Raw genomic sequence first — 17,690 nt, 5'->3', positions numbered from 1 at the left:
GCGCAGGGTTTCGTTCAAGGTCGTCACCGACACCATCACCTGACAGAGTCCCTCCCGGGCCAGCTCGGTCAACAGATCGAGGTCGCGCAAGATCATGGCGCTTTTGGTAATCATGCCGACCGGATGGCGGTGGGCCAACATCACCTCAAGCAACTGCCGGGTGAGGCGATAGCGCTGCTCGATGGGTTGATAGGGGTCGGTGTTGGCGCCAATGACGATGGTCTGTGGCTGATAGGCCGGTTTGGCAAACTCTCGGCGCAGCAGGTCGGCTGCATTGCGTTTGGCAAACAGCTTGCTCTCGAAATCGAGGCCGGGGGAGAGCTCCAGATAGGCGTGGCTGGGCCTGGCATAGCAGTAAATGCAACCATGCTCGCACCCCTGATAGGGGTTGATGGAGCGACCAAAGGGGACATCCGGCGAGCTGTTGTAACTGATAATGCTGCGTGCATCGATCTCCCGCACCTCGGTGCCAGGCACAGAGGGGGTGAAGGCGGCATCCCACTCGGACGATTGCCAGCCATCATCGACCACTTCGACAAGGGGGCCGCTAAAACGGTGATCGATATTGTGGGGGCTGCCTCGTCCTGCCATGGTGCGCACCAATACTGTTTATACATACAGTTATTTTGCAGGCGCCCCGGATAAATGACAACTACTGCTGATCGATCGGGTGCAAAAAGGGTTGTCGCAGGGATCTGTTGCTTGATCGTGGCGCTACATTTCGTTTACATAGACAAAATGAGAACTGGATCACGGAAATCATCATGAGACCCACCACTTCCCGTTGGCTATTTATCGGTCTGCTTGCCCTGGTTATCTGGCGCTTGATCCCGCTCTCTACCGAGCAGGAGATGGCTGCTGCCAACCGAGCCTGGCGCACCGGCCACTTCGATGAGGCGACCCGGATCTGGTCACCGCTGGCCGAGCAAGGGCAACCCCGGGCACAAGCCCTGATGGGTTGGAGTCATGAGGTGGGGCAGGGGAGCGAGCAGGATATCCATCAGGCCATCAGCCTCTATCGCCAGTCGGCACAGGCAGGGGATCCATTCGGCCAATATCGGCTGGCGGATGCCTATCTGCGGGGAGCCGGTGTGAAGCGGGATCTGCGCCAAGCCTTTCACTGGATGGATCAGGCTGCCCGTAATGGTGACGTCCCGGCCATGCTGAAAGTCGGCGTACTGCATCTGATGGGGGTCAGTGGCAAGGTCGATCTTCCTCAGGCGAAACAGTGGCTCTATCAGGCAGCGCAAAAGGGCAACAAGCTGGCGCTTCAGGTGCTGCAGGAGTTGGCGCTGGCCGAGGAGGGGCGCAGTGGCTTTGACTTCAACTGGCAATCCCTGCTTGGTGAATAGTCGGCAGGCGACTCATTTGACTGTAGAAAATATCTGCAAATCCGATACAGCACGCACGACTTCTGGTAGCATGGGGCCGTTTTGGCTTGGTTTGTCACGTTAGACATGCTGTTTACGTTTCAGGCCGTCTTCGCAAAGTGCTGTGGAGAACCAGAACATCACCTTTTTGAATCTCTTTTCCATCCCGCATGTGGCCTTTGGTACGGGCCACCACTGTATAAGGAAACACATAATGCCAATCATTACTCTGCCTGACGGCAGCCAACGTCAATTTGCCCACTCTGTTTCCGTCATGGATGTGGCCGCGGACATCGGTCCCGGTCTCGCCAAGGCGTGCATTGCCGGTCGGGTAAACGGTGAACTGGTTGATGCGTGCGAGCTGATCGAAGCCGATGCTGCGCTGGCCATCATCACCGCCAAAGACGAAGAAGGTCTGGACATCCTGCGCCACTCCTGCGCCCACTTGCTGGGTCACGCTATCAAGCAACTCTGGCCCCAGACCAAGATGGCCATCGGTCCTGTCATTGACAACGGTTTTTACTACGACGTTGATCTTGACCGCACCCTGACCGATGAAGATCTGGCTGCCCTGGAAGAGCGCATGCTGGCGCTGGTAGCCAAGGATTACGACGTCATCAAGAAGAAAGTCTCCTGGCAAGAAGCGCGCGATGTATTCGACGCGCGCGGCGAGTCTTACAAAGTCGAAATCCTGGATCAGAACATTGCCCGTGATGACCAGCCAGGTCTCTATCATCACGAAGAGTACATCGACATGTGTCGCGGCCCGCACGTGCCCAACATGCGTCACTGCCACCACTTCAAGTTGCTGAAGATGTCCGGCGCCTACTGGCGTGGCGACTCCAACAACAAGATGCTGCAGCGTATCTACGGTACTGCCTGGGCGGACAAGAAGCAGCTCAAGGCCTATCTGCAGCGTCTGGAAGAGGCCGCCAAGCGCGACCACCGCAAGATCGGCAAGCAGCTCGACCTGTATCACATGCAGGAAGAAGCGCCCGGTATGGTGTTCTGGCACAACGATGGCTGGACCATCTTCCGTGAGCTGGAAACCTTTATCCGCGGCAAGCTCAAAGAGTACGACTATCAGGAAGTGAAAGGTCCGTTCATGATGGACCGCGTCCTGTGGGAGCGTTCAGGTCACTGGGAAAAATATGCCCAGGCCATGTTCACCACCCAGTCCGAGAACCGCGAGTACGCCATCAAGCCGATGAACTGCCCGGGTCACGTTCAGATCTTCAATCAGGGTCTGAAGTCCTACCGCGATTTGCCGCTGCGTATGGCCGAGTTTGGCTCCTGCCACCGCAACGAGCCGTCCGGTTCCCTGCACGGTCTGATGCGGGTGCGCGGCTTCACTCAGGATGACGCTCACATTTTCTGTACCGAAGAGCAGATCATGGAAGAGGTCTCCGGCTGTATTCGTATGGTCTATGACGTCTACGGTACCTTTGGCTTCGAGAACATCGTGGTCAAGCTCTCCACTCGTCCCGAGCAACGTATCGGTTCCGACGAGATGTGGGATCGCGCCGAGAAAGCACTGGCCGAAGCGCTGGAGCTCAACGGTCTGAAGTACGATCTGCAGCCGGGTGAAGGGGCGTTCTACGGTCCCAAGATTGAATTTACCCTGCACGATTGCCTTGATCGTGCGTGGCAATGTGGTACCGTGCAGCTCGACTTTGCCCTGCCTGGTCGCTTGGGTGCCACTTATGTGGGTGAAAACAACGAGCGCCATGTCCCTGTGATGATCCACCGGGCCATCTTGGGTTCTATCGAGCGTTTCATCGGTATTCTGACAGAAGAGTACGCCGGTCTGTTCCCGACTTGGTTGGCGCCGACTCAGGCTGTGGTCATGAATATCACGGATAATCAGGCCGATTATGCGGTGAAAGTAGCCAAAGCATTGAATGATGCGGGCATTCGCGCAAAAGCGGACTTGAGAAATGAGAAGATTGGCTTTAAAATCCGCGAGCATACTTTGAAACGAGTACCTTTCATGCTGGTCTGCGGCGATAAAGAAGTTGAAGCCGACAAGATTGCAGTACGGACTCGTAAAGGGGCTGACCTGGGCACTTATCCTGTTGAAGAGTTCATCGCTCTGTTGACCCAGGAAGTTCAGACCCGCGGACAAAAGAAAGTGGAGGAATAAGCTATAAAAGGCGGAAAAAAACTGGGCAAGCAACCGCAAGCCCGCGCTCACCGGATCAATGAAGAGATCCGTCTGAAAGAAGTTCGTCTGACTGGTCTGGAAGGTGAAGCCATCGGCATCACCTCCATCCAGGATGCTCTGAACTTGGCCGCAGAGGCCGGAGTTGATCTGGTCGAGATCAGTCCAAATGCTGAGCCGCCCGTTTGCCGGATCATGGATTACGGCAAATTCCTCTACGAAAAGAGCAAAACAACCAAAGAACAGAAGAAAAAGCAGAAAGTCGTCCAGGTCAAGGAAATTAAATTCCGTCCTGGCACTGACGAAGGCGACTATCAGGTAAAACTACGCAACCTGGTTCGCTTTCTGGAAGACGGGGACAAGGCTAAGGTCACCCTGCGCTTCCGTGGTCGTGAAATGGCCCACCAGGATCTTGGTATCAAGGTTCTGGAGCGCGTCAAGAACGATCTGGAAGAGTTGGCCGTAGTCGAGTCGTTCCCGAAAGTCGAAGGCCGTCAAGCAGTGATGGTCCTCGCACCTAAGAAGAAATCTTAAGGCCCACAAGAAATTGACTCATGGGGCTAGCCCCATGAGTTGGTTCGCCTTGCGATTTTGTTGTCACTCACAATGCGGAGTATGAAATGCCGAAGATGAAAACCAACCGGGGTGCTGCAAAGCGCTTCAAAAAGACTGGCTCGGGTCGCTTCAAGTGCAAGCACAACCACCTGCGTCACATCCTGACCAAGAAGAGCAGCAAGCGTAAGCGTCAGCTGGGACCGAAATTCATGGTTTCTGCTGCCGACCACAAACGTGTTGTCGCTTGTCTGCCGTACGCATAAGGGGGGATGTGAAAAATGCCAAGAGTTAAACGTGGTGTGACTGCTCGAGCTCGTCACAAGAAAGTAATGAAAGCCGCCAAAGGTTACTACGGCGCCCGTTCCCGTGTTTACCGCGTAGCGGTACAAGCGGTAACCAAAGCTGGTCAGTATGCCTACCGTGACCGTCGCCAGAAAAAGCGTCAGTTCCGTCAGCTGTGGATTGCGCGTATCAACGCTGCAGCCCGTCAGAACGGTCTGTCCTACAGCCGTCTGATCAACGGTCTGAAGAAGGCTTCTATCGAGATCGATCGCAAGATCCTGTCCGATATCGCCGTTCACGACAAAATGGCTTTCACCGCCCTGGTTGAAAAAGCTAAAGCAGCTCTGGTTTAATCCAGTCCTGTTATAAACGCTAAAAGGAGGCTCAGGCCTCCTTTTTTGTATCTGTAATTCACGGTTTTACATCACATTTCCCTTTCTCCCGTCCACGTGCTGTTCACAGTTTTACACGTGCTACATATTTCTCCACACAAAGTGATATGTGAGGTATGACTAGTCCCACAAATGATCATATGCCAACAAACTAAATATTTATTCTACTATTTCGAGAGTGGCGGCGAGTCAATAAGACTCGCTTGATATAACAAAATGATTTGTAGGGAGAAAAGCCCACCTTAACTATGGTCAGCGAAGGGGCTTTTTTTGTATTATTCCCCTCTTGACCTTATTTAGCCTAAAGGCTCCTGTACCGGGAGTGGTGACGAGGAAGACATGCAACAGCTTGAAGAAGTAGTCGGCCAAGCCAGAGCCGAAATTGAGGGCGTGAGCGATATCGCTACCCTCGACGAAATCCGGGTCAAATATCTGGGTAAAAAGGGCTTTTTTACCGAGCAGATGAAGGGCCTGGGTGCCTTGTCTGCCGAAGAGCGTCCCGCCGCGGGTGCCGTGATCAACCAGGCAAAACAGCAGGTTCAGGATGCGCTGAACGAGCGTCGTGAAGCGCTCGAAGTCGCCGTGTTGAACCAGAAATTGGCCGCTGAGACCATCGACGTCAGCCTGCCGGGCCGCCGCATCGAGAATGGCGGTCTGCATCCGGTGACCCGCACCATTGAACGCATCGAGCGCCTGTTTGGCGAGATGGGCTTCAAGGTTGCCCGTGGTCCCGAGATTGAAGATGGCTTCCACAACTTCGATGCGCTGAATATTCCAGCTCATCACCCGGCGCGTACCGATCACGATACCTTCTACTTCAATCCTGATCTGATGCTGCGTACCCACACCTCCGGTGTGCAGATCCGCACCATGCAGCAGCAACAGCCGCCGATCCGCATCATTGCGCCGGGCCGCGTCTATCGTAACGACTACGACATGACTCACACCCCGATGTTCCATCAGGTTGAAGGTCTGCTGGTTGACGAGCATGCCAGCTTCACCGAGCTGAAAGGGATCCTGCACGACTTCCTGCGCAACTACTTCGAGGAAGACTTGACCATTCGCTTCCGTCCTTCCTACTTCCCGTTCACCGAGCCGAGCGCCGAAGTAGACGTGATGGGCAAGAACGGCAAGTGGCTGGAAGTGCTGGGTTGCGGCATGGTGCACCCGAACGTACTGCGTTCGGTCGGTATCGATCCGGAAAAATACTCCGGCTTTGCCTTCGGCATGGGCGTTGAGCGCCTGACCATGCTGCGTTACGGGGTCAACGACCTGCGTGCCTTCTTCGAAAACGACCTGCGCTTCCTCAAGCAGTTCAAGTAAGGGCGAGAGAACATGAAATTCAGTAAATCCTGGGTGATGGAGTGGGTCCGCACCGAGTTGAGTGACAATGCACTGGCCGAGCAGATCACCATGGCCGGTCTGGAAGTGGACGCCGTGGAAGCGGTGGCTGGCCAGTTCAACAATGTGGTCGTGGGTGAAGTGGTCGAGTGCGCCCAGCATCCGGACGCCGACAAGCTGCGGGTGACCAAGGTCAACGTGGGTGAAGCCGAGCTGCTGGACATCGTCTGCGGTGCGCCGAACTGCCGTCAGGGCTTGAAAGTGTGTGTGGCCAAAGTAGGGGCGACCCTGCCGGGGGATTTCACCATCAAGAAAGCCAAGCTGCGTGGCCAGCCATCTCACGGCATGCTCTGCTCTTTCAGTGAGCTGGGTATCGACGTCGAGGCTGACGGCATCATCGAGCTGCCGGCCGATGCCCCCATTGGCACCGATATTCGCGACTACCTCGCGCTCAATGACGTGAGCATCGACGTGGATCTGACTCCGAACCGTGCCGATTGCCTCGGTATCGCGGGGCTCGCCCGTGAGATTGGCGTGCTCAACAGCGTGGATGTGGTCGAGCCAACTTGGACGCCAGCGGCTGCCACCATTGACGCAACTTTCCCGATCCGGGTTGAAGCAACCGCCGATTGTCCCCGTTATCTGGGTCGCGTCATCAAGGGGCTGAACCTGCAGGCCCAGAGTCCGCTCTGGATGCAAGAGAAGCTGCGTCGTGGCGGTATTCGTTCTATCGATGCCATCGTCGACATCACCAACTACCTGCTGCTGGAATACGGCCAGCCGATGCATGCCTTCGATCTGGCAACGCTGGAAGGGGAACTGGTGGTGCGCCGTGCCCACGCTGATGAGCCGATGACCCTGCTCGATGGCAACGAGGTGAAGCTCAAAGAGAGCACTTTGGTGATTGCCGATGCCAAAGGCCCTGCCTGCATGGCCGGTATCTTCGGCGGTAATCGCACTGGCGTTTCCGAGACCACCACCGACATCCTGCTGGAGTGCGCCTTCTTTGCGCCGCTCTCCATCACTGGTCGTGCCCGTGCTTACGGTCTGCACACCGACTCTTCTCATCGCTTCGAGCGCGGGGTAGATCCTGAACTGCAAGCCAAGGTGATGGATCGCGCCACCCGTCTGCTGCTGGATATTTGTGGCGGCGAAGCGGGTCCGGTCATTGAGGTAAAATCCGATGCCCATCTGCCGAAAGCGGCCCCTATCAAGCTGCGTCGCAGCAAGCTCGATAAGGTGATCGGCATCAGCGTGGCGGATGCTCAGGTGGTCGAGATCCTGACTCGCCTCGGCATGCAGGTGACTGCGGATGCTGACGGTTGGACTGCGTTGGCGCCCTCCTGGCGTTTCGATATCGCCATCGAGGAAGACCTCATAGAGGAAGTGGCCCGCATCTACGGCTACAACAATATCCCGAACCTGAAACCCGCCGCCTCTCTGGCGATGGTGGAGCAGGCAGAAGGGCAGGTGACTTTGAAGCGCGTGCGCGACCTGCTGGTTGACCGCGGTTTCCAGGAAGCGATCACTTACAGCTTCGTCGATCCCAAGACCCAGCAAACCCTGTTCCCGCAGAGTGACGCCATCGTGCTGCCCAACCCGATCTCGATCGAGATGTCCGCCATGCGCGTCTCTCTGTTCCCGGGTCTGGTGCAGGCCGTCGTTTACAACCAGAACCGTCAGCAGCCGCGTGTGCGTCTGTTTGAACAGGGTCTGCGTTTCATCAAGGATGAAAGCGCCGAGAACGGCATCCGTCAGGAGCCGATGCTGGCCGGTATCATCACTGGCAACCAGAGCGACGAGCACTGGGATATCAAAACCCGCGCAGCCGACTTCTTTGATTTGAAAGGGGATCTGGAAGCGGTGCTGGACTTGACCGCCGAAGGGGCCACCTTTACCTTCGAGCGCACCGAGCACAGCGCCCTGCACCCGGGCCAGAGCGCAGCCATCCTGCGCAATGGCGAGATCATCGGCCATATCGGCGTGATCCACCCGAGCCTCGAGAAGAAGCTGGGCCTCAAGAGCCGCGCGGTGATGTTTGAGCTGGAGCTGGACAAGCTGACCCCGGCCAAGGTGCCTGTGGCAGCCGAAGTTTCCAAGTTCCCGGCGAACCGTCGCGACATCGCCGTCGTGGTCGATCGTCAGGTTCTGGCAGGTGATGTGCTTGCGGTAATTAAAAAAGTTGGCGGAAATCAGGTAGTTGGAATAAACTTGTTTGACGTATACCAGGGTGCTGGTATGGCAGAGGACAAGAAGAGCCTGGCCATCAGTCTTGTATTGCAAGACACCCAGCGCACCCTGGAGGAGAAAGAGATTGCCGAGACCGTAGACAATGTCGTGCGGGCCCTTGGTGAAGAGTTGAATGCATCCTTGAGGGATTGATCTATGGCGCTTACCAAAGCCGACATTGCAGAGCACCTGTTCACCCAGCTCGGGATGAGCAAGCGTGAAGCCAAAGATATGGTGGAAGCCTTCTTTGAGGAAATCCGACAGGCGCTTGAGCGTGGTGAACAAGTCAAGATTTCAGGCTTCGGTAACTTTGACCTTCGTGAGAAGAATCAGCGTCCCGGACGCAACCCCAAGACGGGCGAGGATATTCCTATCAGCGCCCGCCGCGTGGTGACCTTCCGGCCTGGCCAGAAGCTCAAGGCCAGGGTAGAAAATGTTGAACCCAACGAGTGATAAAAAGCCAGGCAGATGCCTGGCTTTTGTTTTCAGATGACCAAATTCCCCGTTTTTCTTCTGGGTGCCGTGCTGGCACTGCCGTTGTACGCCAAGCCATTGCAGACCACAGTGCTGCCCCTGGCACCGGCGACCCAGGCCTATGTCGACTCCATCACCCAGCTGGAGATCTGTTATCCCGCCACCCTTCCGCCCCCTTATTTGTTAGAGGGGGGAGGGCTGCTCAAGGATAGGATCGCCAGGCTGGCTGCTGTGCTGCCGGTCCCGCTTAAGGTTCACGAACTGCCCGACTGGCAAGCAGTACGCGATGCGTTGCTGCACGGTCACTGCGATCTCGTGCCTCATGTCGGCCCGCTCTCGACTGTGATGCCCGATATGCTGGTCAGCCGCGCCATGATGGAGACAGATGCCGCCATTCTCTACCGTGGCGATCTGCAGCACGCAACGTTTCTGGTTTCGTCAGCCACCGGTTCGGGGCGGATGCTCAAAGCGTTCTATCCGGAGGCCGTGATCAAGCGGCTGTCGCAGGAAGAGAACCTCTACTCGGCGCTGGAGAGCGGCAAAGGGAATGCTTATCTGGGTGACTACCTGCAACTGCGCTATCTGATGCGCGAATTTCCCGCCGATGGTTTGCGACTGCGCCGGTTGTTGGGGGATGAGATGGTGGTCAGCTATCGGTTGATGATGCGCAGCGAGCCGGAACTGGCCCGCCTCATCGATACCGCCATCCGCTACATGCCTGCTGGCAGCCTTTATGCCGATCTGGGTCGCTATCTCGATCAGGGGTCGCTCTATGTCAACCAGTTGCACTTCAGCGATACCGAGCAGGCCTGGTTATCTGGCTGGGGGCGCACCGTTCGTCTGGTGGTCAATCCCGAGCTGATGCCCTATAGCGGCGTCAATGAGCTGGGAGAGGCGAAAGGGTGGAGTGCGGATGTGCTGCGCTGGGTCACCCAGGAGACCGGCCTGAAATACCAGCTGGTGCCTGCTGCCAGCAAGGCGGAGGCGTTAGAAAAGCTGCGTAGTGGTGAGGCGGACATGATGGCCGGTTTGCCGGAATCCCCCGCATTGACGGACGAATTTATCTTCAGTCGGACGATCTCCATCAACCGGTTTGCCTTGATCAGCAAGCGCAAGGTAGTTGCCGATCACATCACCCAGCTCAAGCGACAGCGTATTCTGGTGCCGGAATCCCTCTACGATCCCTCCTTGCTTGCCCTGCTCGGTGATCAGGAGTGGCATCGTACTGACAGTCTCGAGCAGGGGTTGGCGGCGATCAAACAGGGCAAGGCTGACGCCATGCTGAGCGAGCTTTATCAACTGCAATATCCCCAGCGCACCAACTTGCTGGAAGGGCTCGATATCGAGGAGCTGGAGGATCGCTTTGGCCTTGGCTTTGCCATCAACAAAGATCAGACCGAGCTGGCCGGGGTGATGGATCGCAACCTGATGGCGCTGACCAGTACCCAGATCGACGAGCTCAACCAGCGCTGGCGTCGCCTGTTGGTGGTGCAGCAGCCCGGCGTGAGCTATGCCACCTGGTTTGGTTCCATCGCCATGGCGCTGTTGATCAGCGGTATCGTCATCGGCGGGATCTGGCGCTCCCGTCAGCAACTGGCACGGGAGGTAGCACAGCGTCACGCCGCCGAGAAAGCGCTGGCCATCGAGAGCGAGCTGCGGGAAACCATGTTTCAGGCGCTGCCGGTGCCCGTCTATCTGCGCAACAGCCAGGGCAAGGTGATCAAATCCAACAAGCAGGGGCGACGTCTGGCTCTGCGTTACTCGCAGCAGCTGATGCTGCCGCCGGTGCAACCCCAGAAGAGCGAGGGGGAGCTGGTGCTGGGGGATCAGGTTTTCGCCTATGCCCAGCATCCGCTGCGACTTGACAAGCAAGCCCCCGCCACCGACCTCATCGCCCTGTCGGATATCAGCGTGTTGCGTGAACAGGCCCGTTTCCTGCGTCAGGCGGAACGTCGCCTGCGCGCCCTGACCAATACCGTACCCGGCGTGGTATTGCAGTTTATGTTCGAGCGGGGACGGGTGGGGGCCATCGAGTTTATCAGCCGGGGCAGCTACGAGCTGCTTGGGCTGGCGAGCCAGCAGATCCGCCGTGAGCCCAAACGGGTGCTCGCCATGCTGGAGCGCGAGGATCGCCGCCGGGTGCGGCGTGACATGTTCGCCATGTTGCAGGGGGGGAAACCCTTCGCGTTCACCATGCGTTATCACCATCCGACCAAGGGGGTGCGCTGGTTGCAGCTCTATGGCCGTGGCCGCAGCCAGCCGCAGGGGTGGCGGATCTATGCGGTGATGCAGGATGTCACCGCCCGTGTCGAGCAGGATCAGGCATTGCAGCTCTCCCATGAGCAGGCGCAACAGGCGGTACAGGCCAAAGGACGTTTTATGGCCGCCATCAGCCACGAGATCCGCACGCCGATGAATGCCATGCTCGGCTTGCTGGAGTGGTTGGCCAGCACCCCCTTGTCCCAAGAGCAGGATTCGGCGCTGGCGCGGGTGCGTCAGGCGGGGGACGAGCTGCTTGGCCTGCTCAACGATGTGCTCGATTTTAGCCGCAATGAAAACAGCCAACTCTCCCTCTCGCCCCGGCCCACTGATTTTGCCGAGTTGTGCGAGCATGTGGCGGCAGTTCACTGGACCAAGGCGCGGGCCAAGGGGTTGCAACTGCGCCTGCAGCTGGACCCGGCCCTGCCTGCCCTGCAGACCCTCGACCCCCATCGGGTGCGGCAGGTGCTCCACAACCTGCTCTCCAATGCCATCAAGTTCAGCTTGCGTGGGGAGGTGGTGCTGTGGGCCGAGCTGGCAGACGTGACCTTGCGCTTCGGTGTGGATGATCAGGGGCCGGGCATTACAGCCCAGATGCGCCCCACGCTCTTTATGCCATTCGAGCAGTTTGCCGTTGAAGGGCAGCTGCGGGCGCCGGGCACCGGTCTTGGCCTGGCGATTTGCAAGCAGTTGATCGAGCAGATGGGCGGTCTTATCGATGTTGAAGGGCGCGCTGGCGGCGGTAGCCGCTTCTTCTGCGAGTTGCCCCTGCAGCGGGTGCAGCAGGAGCCGGACTGGCAGCCCAAGGTACGGCAGCTGGCAATCTCTTTGCCACGTGACGAGGCACAAGCGCTTTCACCCTGGCTCAGCCGATTGGGGATCGTCACTGTCAGCAATGCCGTTGATACGCTGCAAGCGGAGGTAGACGATAAGGGGCTCTACTATTGGGCCTGGCAAGGGGAGTCCTGGGTGCCCGGTACCATCATCACCCTGCTGCAGCCACGACTGACCCCTGGCCAGCCAGTCGCCGGCTCCCAGCCAGGGCTTGGCATGCGGGTACTGCTGGTTGAGGATCACGTGGTCAACCGTGAACTGATCAGTCTGCAGTTGGGGCAACTTGGCGCCAGCGTTGTCACTGCCGCTGACGGGCAGTTGGCACTGGAGATGTTGGCGGAGCATGAGGTGGACTTTGTGTTGACGGACCTGCAGATGCCGGTGATGAACGGGGCTGAGCTGTGCAGAGCGTTGCGCCAATCTGCCCGCTGGGCCTCCCTTCCGGTCTATGTGATCACCGCGGATCTCAGTGAGCAGGCGGCGAGAGAGCTGCAGTCCTGCGGTTGTGATGGTCATCTGGACAAGCCGGTTGCCCTCAAGGAGCTGGCGACCCTGCTGCGCTATATCGCCAGAGAGGGGAGCCATCAGGGTGAGGCAGCACCGGTCGTCTCGCACTTGCCCAATGAGCTGGCGGCCCTCTATCTGAAGGCAACCAGAGACGATTTGGCAAATCTTGATCGCTGTCTCACAAATGAAGATATGGTTGGCGTAAAAGCTGCATTGCACCAACTGAAAGGGGCCGCCAGAATGGTAGGTGCCACTGCCCTGGTAACAGTGATTGAAGAGTGGCAGCAATCACCTCATTCGGAGCTACAGGCCAGATTAACCGGGGCGCTGGATGAGTTCAGCCAGCATTTTTTGTTGAGGACTCAAGATGATAATCACCGATGAAGAACTGCTGGCGCTGCTCGATACTGAAGATCATGATGCGGCAGGTTTTTGCCCCATCGTACTCTATGCCCTTGACCGTCGCTCTTACGAGCTGGCGAAGGGGATGGATCTGCCCTCCTATGTGACCCTGCAACGTACTCAGCCTGATGCCTGCTGGCAGTGGGATGGGCTCTTTTCTGCCTGTGCCATCGCCCTCTATGATCCCGCCGTCCATCAGCAGGCTGACTACTTTCCCGAGTTGCAGCAACATGAGGGTATCTATGCCATCGGTGAGGATTGGCTGGGGGGCCTAGCGGCCAGTTACCGTGACTGGTGCAACTGGTTGGCTGCCAGCAAGGTTGTGCTGCTCGAAGATCACCCGTTTCAGGGGATGCGGCTACAACAGGCCATCGCTGGGTTGGGGCTCACCTGCCAGTGGGTGCAGGATGAGAGCGCCTGTCTTACGGCGCTGGGGGCGGGCGATATCCGTCTGCTGGTGTGCGATCTTAGCCTGGTGGAGCAGGATGCCATCAGTCTGCTGATGAGCCAGCCTCAGTTGCAGGACGAAGGATTGCCCATCGTGCTGCTCTCCGCCCATGAGCAGACGCTGATCGACGGCGCTCGTCGCCTGCTCATCGATACCGGTTTCAATATTCTGGCGGCACTGGCCAAGCCCCTCGATTGCGATGAGCTGTTACGGTTGTTGCGCGGGCTATATCTGGGTCCACTGCGTCAGCGACGTTTGAGTGGCCAGCGCCGAACTATCCGCAATTGGCAGGGGAAGGTAGAGGGTCAGCTTGGTCTGCTCTCCAGCCCGGCGACCCAGCATCCAGTCTGGCTGGCGGTGACCGGTTTACCCGGCCGCTGGGAGGCACTCAAGGAGTGGTTGGCTGGGCAGTCACGCACCCCATCCGAACTGACGCTGCTGATCCACCGTCGCGATCACCTGTTGAACAATGCCGAGCGCTTTGCACTGGTACTGCAGGCCAGTCTTGCAGGGAGCAAGCTGGCGCTGCTGCTCGACAATAGCCAGCATCTGCCATTCGACCTGCTGGAACGTTTGCCGCTGCAGGCGCTATTGCTGGGGCAGGGGATCCTGCCCGAGATGGAGTCATTGGCGCCGGACTCTCTGCTGGGACGCTTTATGGCGCGGGCCAGGGAGCTGGGGATTGCACTCTATCTGGACGATCCCTACAACCTGCTCGATGTCGAGGTGTGGCGAGAGCGCGGTATGACGGGGTGCTGGTAAACCATGCCGCGCTACCTCTGCTGGCCAGTTCATTGGGAGCGCCTTGGCAAAGGGCTGGATGGCTGGCCCCATCCGGTTTCCCGGGCCGCACTGCCGCTGGCGATGCAGGTTGCAGAGGTGCCTTGCCTGCTACGGGAGCTGAGTGGTGTGGCACCCTCCTGTATGGTGTCGGCCTATGATGCGCTCAGTGAAGAGAGCATCTATCTACGTTTTATGCGTCCCAAACGGACGCCGACACCGGTACAGGTTGCACAATTTCTTAACTACCATCCCGAGCATCAGATCTCGCTGCTGCTGACAGACCTCGCCGGACAGCCGCTGGCCCAGGCCCAGTCCATCCGCCGCCGTCTTCATCCCGATCGGGCGGAGTTCTCCTGCATCGTGGCGGATCACTTCCAGCACAAGGGGGCGGGACGACGCATTCTGCTGGCGCTGGCCCTGTTGGCAAGGGCGGACGGGATCCGGGAGTGGACAGCGGAAGTGCTGGCCCAGAACCGTCCCATGCTGACATTGCTCAAACGGTTGGGGCTGCCGCTGACGCTGGTGACCGGGCGTGAAATGGTCTTTGTCAGGCTGGATCTGTCGGTACTGGATGGCTGGTTACCCGTGCCGCCAACCATGCCCCTTAAGACCAAGGGCGAATAGTGACACTTTTTTCCCTGTGCTAAGGTCACATTTATTATGCGGGAATAGACGGAGCAGCTTATGGCGCAGTCATATAAACATATCGTGATCCTGACCGGGGCGGGGATCTCTGCCGAATCCGGCATCAAGACCTTTCGTGCCTGCGATGGTTTGTGGGAAGAGCACAAGGTCGAGGATGTGGCGACCCCCGAGGGGTATGCCCGGGATCCCGATCTGGTGCTGCGCTTTTACAACTCCCGCCGCAAACAGCTGCAACAACCCCAGGTACACCCCAATCCGGCTCACTATGCGCTGGCCCGCCTCGAGCGTCTTCTGCCGGGTTCGGTCACCCTGGTGACTCAGAATATCGACAATCTGCACGAGAGTGCTGGTAGCAAGAATCTTATCCATATGCACGGCGAGCTGCTCAAGGCCCGTTGCCCCGAGTCCGGTCAGGTGATCGAGTGGCGCGGTGATCTCCATCAGGATGAGCTCTGCTCCTGCTGTCAGTTCCCCCAGCCGATGCGCCCCCATGTGGTCTGGTTTGGCGAGATGCCGCTCGGGCTGGATCGGATCTACAGCGCGCTGGCCCAGTGCGATCTCTTTATCTCCATTGGCACTTCGGGGGCTGTCTATCCGGCGGCGGGCTTTGTTCACGAGGCAGGCCTCAACGGTGCCCACACCATCGAGCTCAATCTCGAGCCGAGCGAGGTGGGTAGCCAGTTTGACGAGAAGCGCTATGGTCCCGCTTCCCTGCTGGTCCCCGCCTATGTAGATGAATTGCTGGAGGCGTGTGGCATCCATCAGCCCCGACAAGTTGAGGGGCACAACTGGATGGAGATGCGCGAGCGCTAACGATCAGGGATGGCAAAAAAGCAAAAGGCGACTCTTCGAGTCGCCTTTTTGTTGGTCAGTGCCCGTTACGATTGAGCGGGCAGAGGGGAGCAGAGAGGGGCGCAGGATTGCCTGATCACCAGATCCGGGTCGACGGTGATCAGGTGGTTCTCCACCGCCTCGCCGTTGATCCGCGCCAGCAGGCGGGTGACGGCCAGGCGTCCCAGCTCCTCCTTGGGCTGGTTGATGGTAGTGAGTGGCGGCGAGAGGTATTGGGCCAGCTCCACGTTGTCGTAGCCGACGATGGAGATGTCCCGCGGTATCACAATGCCAGCCTGATGGGCGGCACTGATGGCCCCCATTGCCATCATGTCGTTGCAGACAAAGAGGGCGGTCGGGCGCGAAGGGAGTGCCAGCAGCCGCTCCATGGCGGCAAAGCCGCTGGCGCAATCAAAGTCTCCCTCCTGGATCCACTGTGGATTGACGGTTAAGCCTGCCTCCTGCAACGCCTGCTCAAAACCTGCCTGCCGCTGGTTGGCGGGGGCACGGTTTTGGGGGCCGGTGATGCAGCCGATCGCGGTATGGCCCAACTCAATCAGATGGCGGGTCGCCAAATAACCGCCGTGGAAGGAGTTGTCGGCGATCAGATCCACATCCTCGCTGACCATCCCCCAATCCATCACCACCACCGGCAGGCTCTTGAGCCAGTCGAGCTGGTTGAACACCTCCTGTTGCCCCTCGCTACACATGATCAGCAGGCCGTCGACCCGCTTGCGCAGCATCATCTTGAGGTAGGAGAGGGCGGTTTCGGCCTGTCCCTCGGTGTTGCCCAGCATCAGGTTGTAGCCCTGCTCGAAGCAGTAATGCTCCACCCCGCGCACCACTTCGGCAAAGAAGGGGTTACTGGAGGTGGTGACCAGCATGCCGATACTGTTGGTCTCCTTCACCTTGAGGCTGCGGGCCACCAGACTCGGGGCGTAGTTGAGATCGCGCATGGCGGCGAAGACCCGCGCCCGGGTCTCCTCGGCCACGAAGCGGGTCTCATTGATGACATGGGAAACGGTGGTGGTAGAGACCCCTGCCAGCGCCGCCACCTCCTTGATATTGGCCATCAGTGCCCCTGGGCAGTTTGCGCGAGCAGGAAGGTGTCAACCTCACTCTTGCCAGGGATGGAGCTCTGGGCGCCAAATTTGGTGACAGAGAGCGCCGCCGCACCGTGGGCAAAACGCACCGCTGTGTTGAAGTCGGCACCGGCCAGTTCGGCTGCCAACAGGGCGCCGTTGAAGGTATCGCCCGCGGCTGTGGTGTCTACCGCGTCCACTCGAAAACCCGGAATGAGCTGTTGCTGCTGCTTGTTGCTGCAATAGACCCCCTGCGCCCCCAGGGTGATCATCACGTCTGTGATTCCCATCTGGTGGAAGCGGTTGGCCGCCTCGCGAGCACTGGCTTCGTCGGTGACTTTGACGCCGGTCAGCAGTTCCGCTTCGGTCTGGTTGGGAGTGATAAGGTCGACCAGCGCCAGCAGTTCGCTCGAGAGCGGGCGAGCGGGGGCCGGGTTGAGCACCACCCGGGTGCCGTGGGCGCGGGCCAAGCGCGCAGCTTCATGCACGCTCTCCAGCGGCACTTCCAACTGCAGCAGCAGGGTATGGGCATCGCCAATCAGGGTTTCGTGGCGAGCAACCACGTCAGGAGAGAGCGCCCCATTGGCCTCGGCAGAGATGCCGATGCTGTTCTCCCCCTCATCGCTGACATAGATGATGGCTATACCGGTGGGCAGGGTGTCGTCAAGCTCGACGGCACTGACGTCGATGCCATCTTTGGCAAAGCCGGTTTTCATCTGGTGGCCGATGGCGTCATCACCGATACGGGCGATAAAGGAGACGGGAGCGCCGAGGCGCGCGGCGGCGACCGCCTGATTGGCCCCCTTGCCACCGGGCACAACCTGATAGCTGTGACCGGTCAGGGTTTCACCCGGGCGGGGAAAGTGGGGAACGCGCAGTACATGGTCTGCATTGACACTGCCCAAAACGACGAGACGATTCATGTTGACTACTCCTGGTGCATCTTGGTTTGAACACGGGGATGGCGCGCGCTCAAGCCGGGAGGCATCGTGATTGAGAGGGAAAAGGGGGAGGTGAGCCCCCCCCTTGTGATCTTATTTGCTGACTACTTGCAGCGGAACCGGGATGGATTTCTCGACCGGCTGGCCCTTGAGC

The 17,690-nt window shown here is 58.6% G+C and carries 15 protein-coding genes; 12 read left to right on the top strand and 3 right to left on the bottom strand.

Annotation, left to right across the window (positions count from 1 at the left end):
- On the bottom strand, positions 1–591 hold a 591-nt coding region (locus tag LD28_RS0120140), incomplete at its 3' end, for a radical SAM protein (RefSeq protein ID WP_033138681.1).
- Positions 592–764: 173 nt separating this feature from the next.
- Here LD28_RS0120140 and LD28_RS0120135 point away from each other — a divergent pair.
- The 12 genes from LD28_RS0120135 to cobB all read left to right on the top strand — a co-directional run bounded on the left by LD28_RS0120135 (position 765) and on the right by cobB (position 15,495).
- Positions 765–1,352 (top strand): tetratricopeptide repeat protein, encoded by a 588-nt coding sequence (locus LD28_RS0120135; protein WP_033138679.1) that lies wholly within the window; start codon positions 765–767, stop codon positions 1,350–1,352.
- A 232-nt stretch (positions 1,353–1,584) separates the two neighbouring features.
- The gene (gene thrS, locus LD28_RS0120130) at positions 1,585–3,513 is read left to right on the top strand and encodes a threonine--tRNA ligase (protein WP_033138678.1); all 1,929 of its coding nucleotides are present in this window, start codon (positions 1,585–1,587) and stop codon (positions 3,511–3,513) included.
- Between the two features lie 3 nt (positions 3,514–3,516).
- The gene (infC, locus tag LD28_RS0120125; protein WP_081959650.1) at positions 3,517–4,065 is read left to right on the top strand and encodes a translation initiation factor IF-3; all 549 of its coding nucleotides are present in this window, start codon (positions 3,517–3,519) and stop codon (positions 4,063–4,065) included.
- Positions 4,066–4,151: 86 nt separating this feature from the next.
- Positions 4,152–4,349, top strand: a complete 198-nt coding sequence (gene rpmI, locus LD28_RS0120120) for a 50S ribosomal protein L35 (RefSeq protein ID WP_005336688.1) — start codon at positions 4,152–4,154, stop codon at positions 4,347–4,349.
- A 15-nt stretch (positions 4,350–4,364) separates the two neighbouring features.
- Positions 4,365–4,721, top strand: coding sequence for a 50S ribosomal protein L20 (gene rplT / locus LD28_RS0120115; RefSeq protein WP_005336687.1), 357 nt, complete (start codon positions 4,365–4,367; stop codon positions 4,719–4,721).
- Positions 4,722–5,099: 378 nt separating this feature from the next.
- On the top strand, positions 5,100–6,083 hold the full coding sequence (gene pheS, locus LD28_RS0120110; RefSeq protein WP_005351972.1) for a phenylalanine--tRNA ligase subunit alpha: 984 nt from the start codon (positions 5,100–5,102) through the stop codon (positions 6,081–6,083).
- Between the two features lie 12 nt (positions 6,084–6,095).
- Positions 6,096–8,483 (top strand): phenylalanine--tRNA ligase subunit beta, encoded by a 2,388-nt coding sequence (gene pheT, locus LD28_RS0120105; protein WP_033138676.1) that lies wholly within the window; start codon positions 6,096–6,098, stop codon positions 8,481–8,483.
- A gap of 3 nt (positions 8,484–8,486) precedes the next feature.
- A complete protein-coding gene (gene ihfA / locus LD28_RS0120100; RefSeq protein ID WP_005300715.1) occupies positions 8,487–8,783 on the top strand; it encodes an integration host factor subunit alpha in 297 nt (98 codons plus the stop codon).
- Between the two features lie 36 nt (positions 8,784–8,819).
- Positions 8,820–12,788, top strand: a complete 3,969-nt coding sequence (locus LD28_RS0120095; RefSeq protein WP_033138680.1) for a response regulator — start codon at positions 8,820–8,822, stop codon at positions 12,786–12,788.
- Positions 12,772–14,016, top strand: coding sequence for a response regulator (locus LD28_RS0120090; protein WP_033138675.1), 1,245 nt, complete (start codon positions 12,772–12,774; stop codon positions 14,014–14,016). Before LD28_RS0120095 ends, LD28_RS0120090 begins: the two co-directional genes overlap by 17 nt.
- A gap of 3 nt (positions 14,017–14,019) precedes the next feature.
- A complete protein-coding gene (locus LD28_RS0120085) occupies positions 14,020–14,661 on the top strand; it encodes a GNAT family N-acetyltransferase (RefSeq protein ID WP_033138674.1) in 642 nt (213 codons plus the stop codon).
- A 60-nt stretch (positions 14,662–14,721) separates the two neighbouring features.
- The gene (gene cobB / locus LD28_RS0120080) at positions 14,722–15,495 is read left to right on the top strand and encodes a Sir2 family NAD+-dependent deacetylase (RefSeq protein ID WP_033138673.1); all 774 of its coding nucleotides are present in this window, start codon (positions 14,722–14,724) and stop codon (positions 15,493–15,495) included.
- Positions 15,496–15,560: 65 nt separating this feature from the next.
- Here the strand turns inward: cobB and LD28_RS0120075 are convergent, their stop codons facing one another.
- Both LD28_RS0120075 and rbsK read right to left on the bottom strand, forming a co-directional pair.
- Positions 15,561–16,586 carry a substrate-binding domain-containing protein gene (locus LD28_RS0120075; RefSeq protein WP_033138672.1) on the bottom strand — a complete coding sequence of 342 codons (1,026 nt, stop codon included), beginning with the start codon at positions 16,584–16,586 and terminating at the stop codon, positions 15,561–15,563.
- The gene (rbsK, locus tag LD28_RS0120070; RefSeq protein WP_033138671.1) at positions 16,586–17,518 is read right to left on the bottom strand and encodes a ribokinase; all 933 of its coding nucleotides are present in this window, start codon (positions 17,516–17,518) and stop codon (positions 16,586–16,588) included. The genes LD28_RS0120075 and rbsK overlap by 1 nt, the downstream gene beginning before the upstream one ends.
- Positions 17,519–17,690 lie beyond the last annotated feature (172 nt).

It is taken from the genome of Aeromonas finlandensis, from assembly GCF_000764645.1.
GTDB classification, from domain to species: domain Bacteria; phylum Pseudomonadota; class Gammaproteobacteria; order Enterobacterales; family Aeromonadaceae; genus Aeromonas; species Aeromonas finlandensis.
The sequence above is the reverse complement of the archived record's forward strand: the minus strand, read 5'-3'. Positions and strand labels throughout refer to the sequence as shown.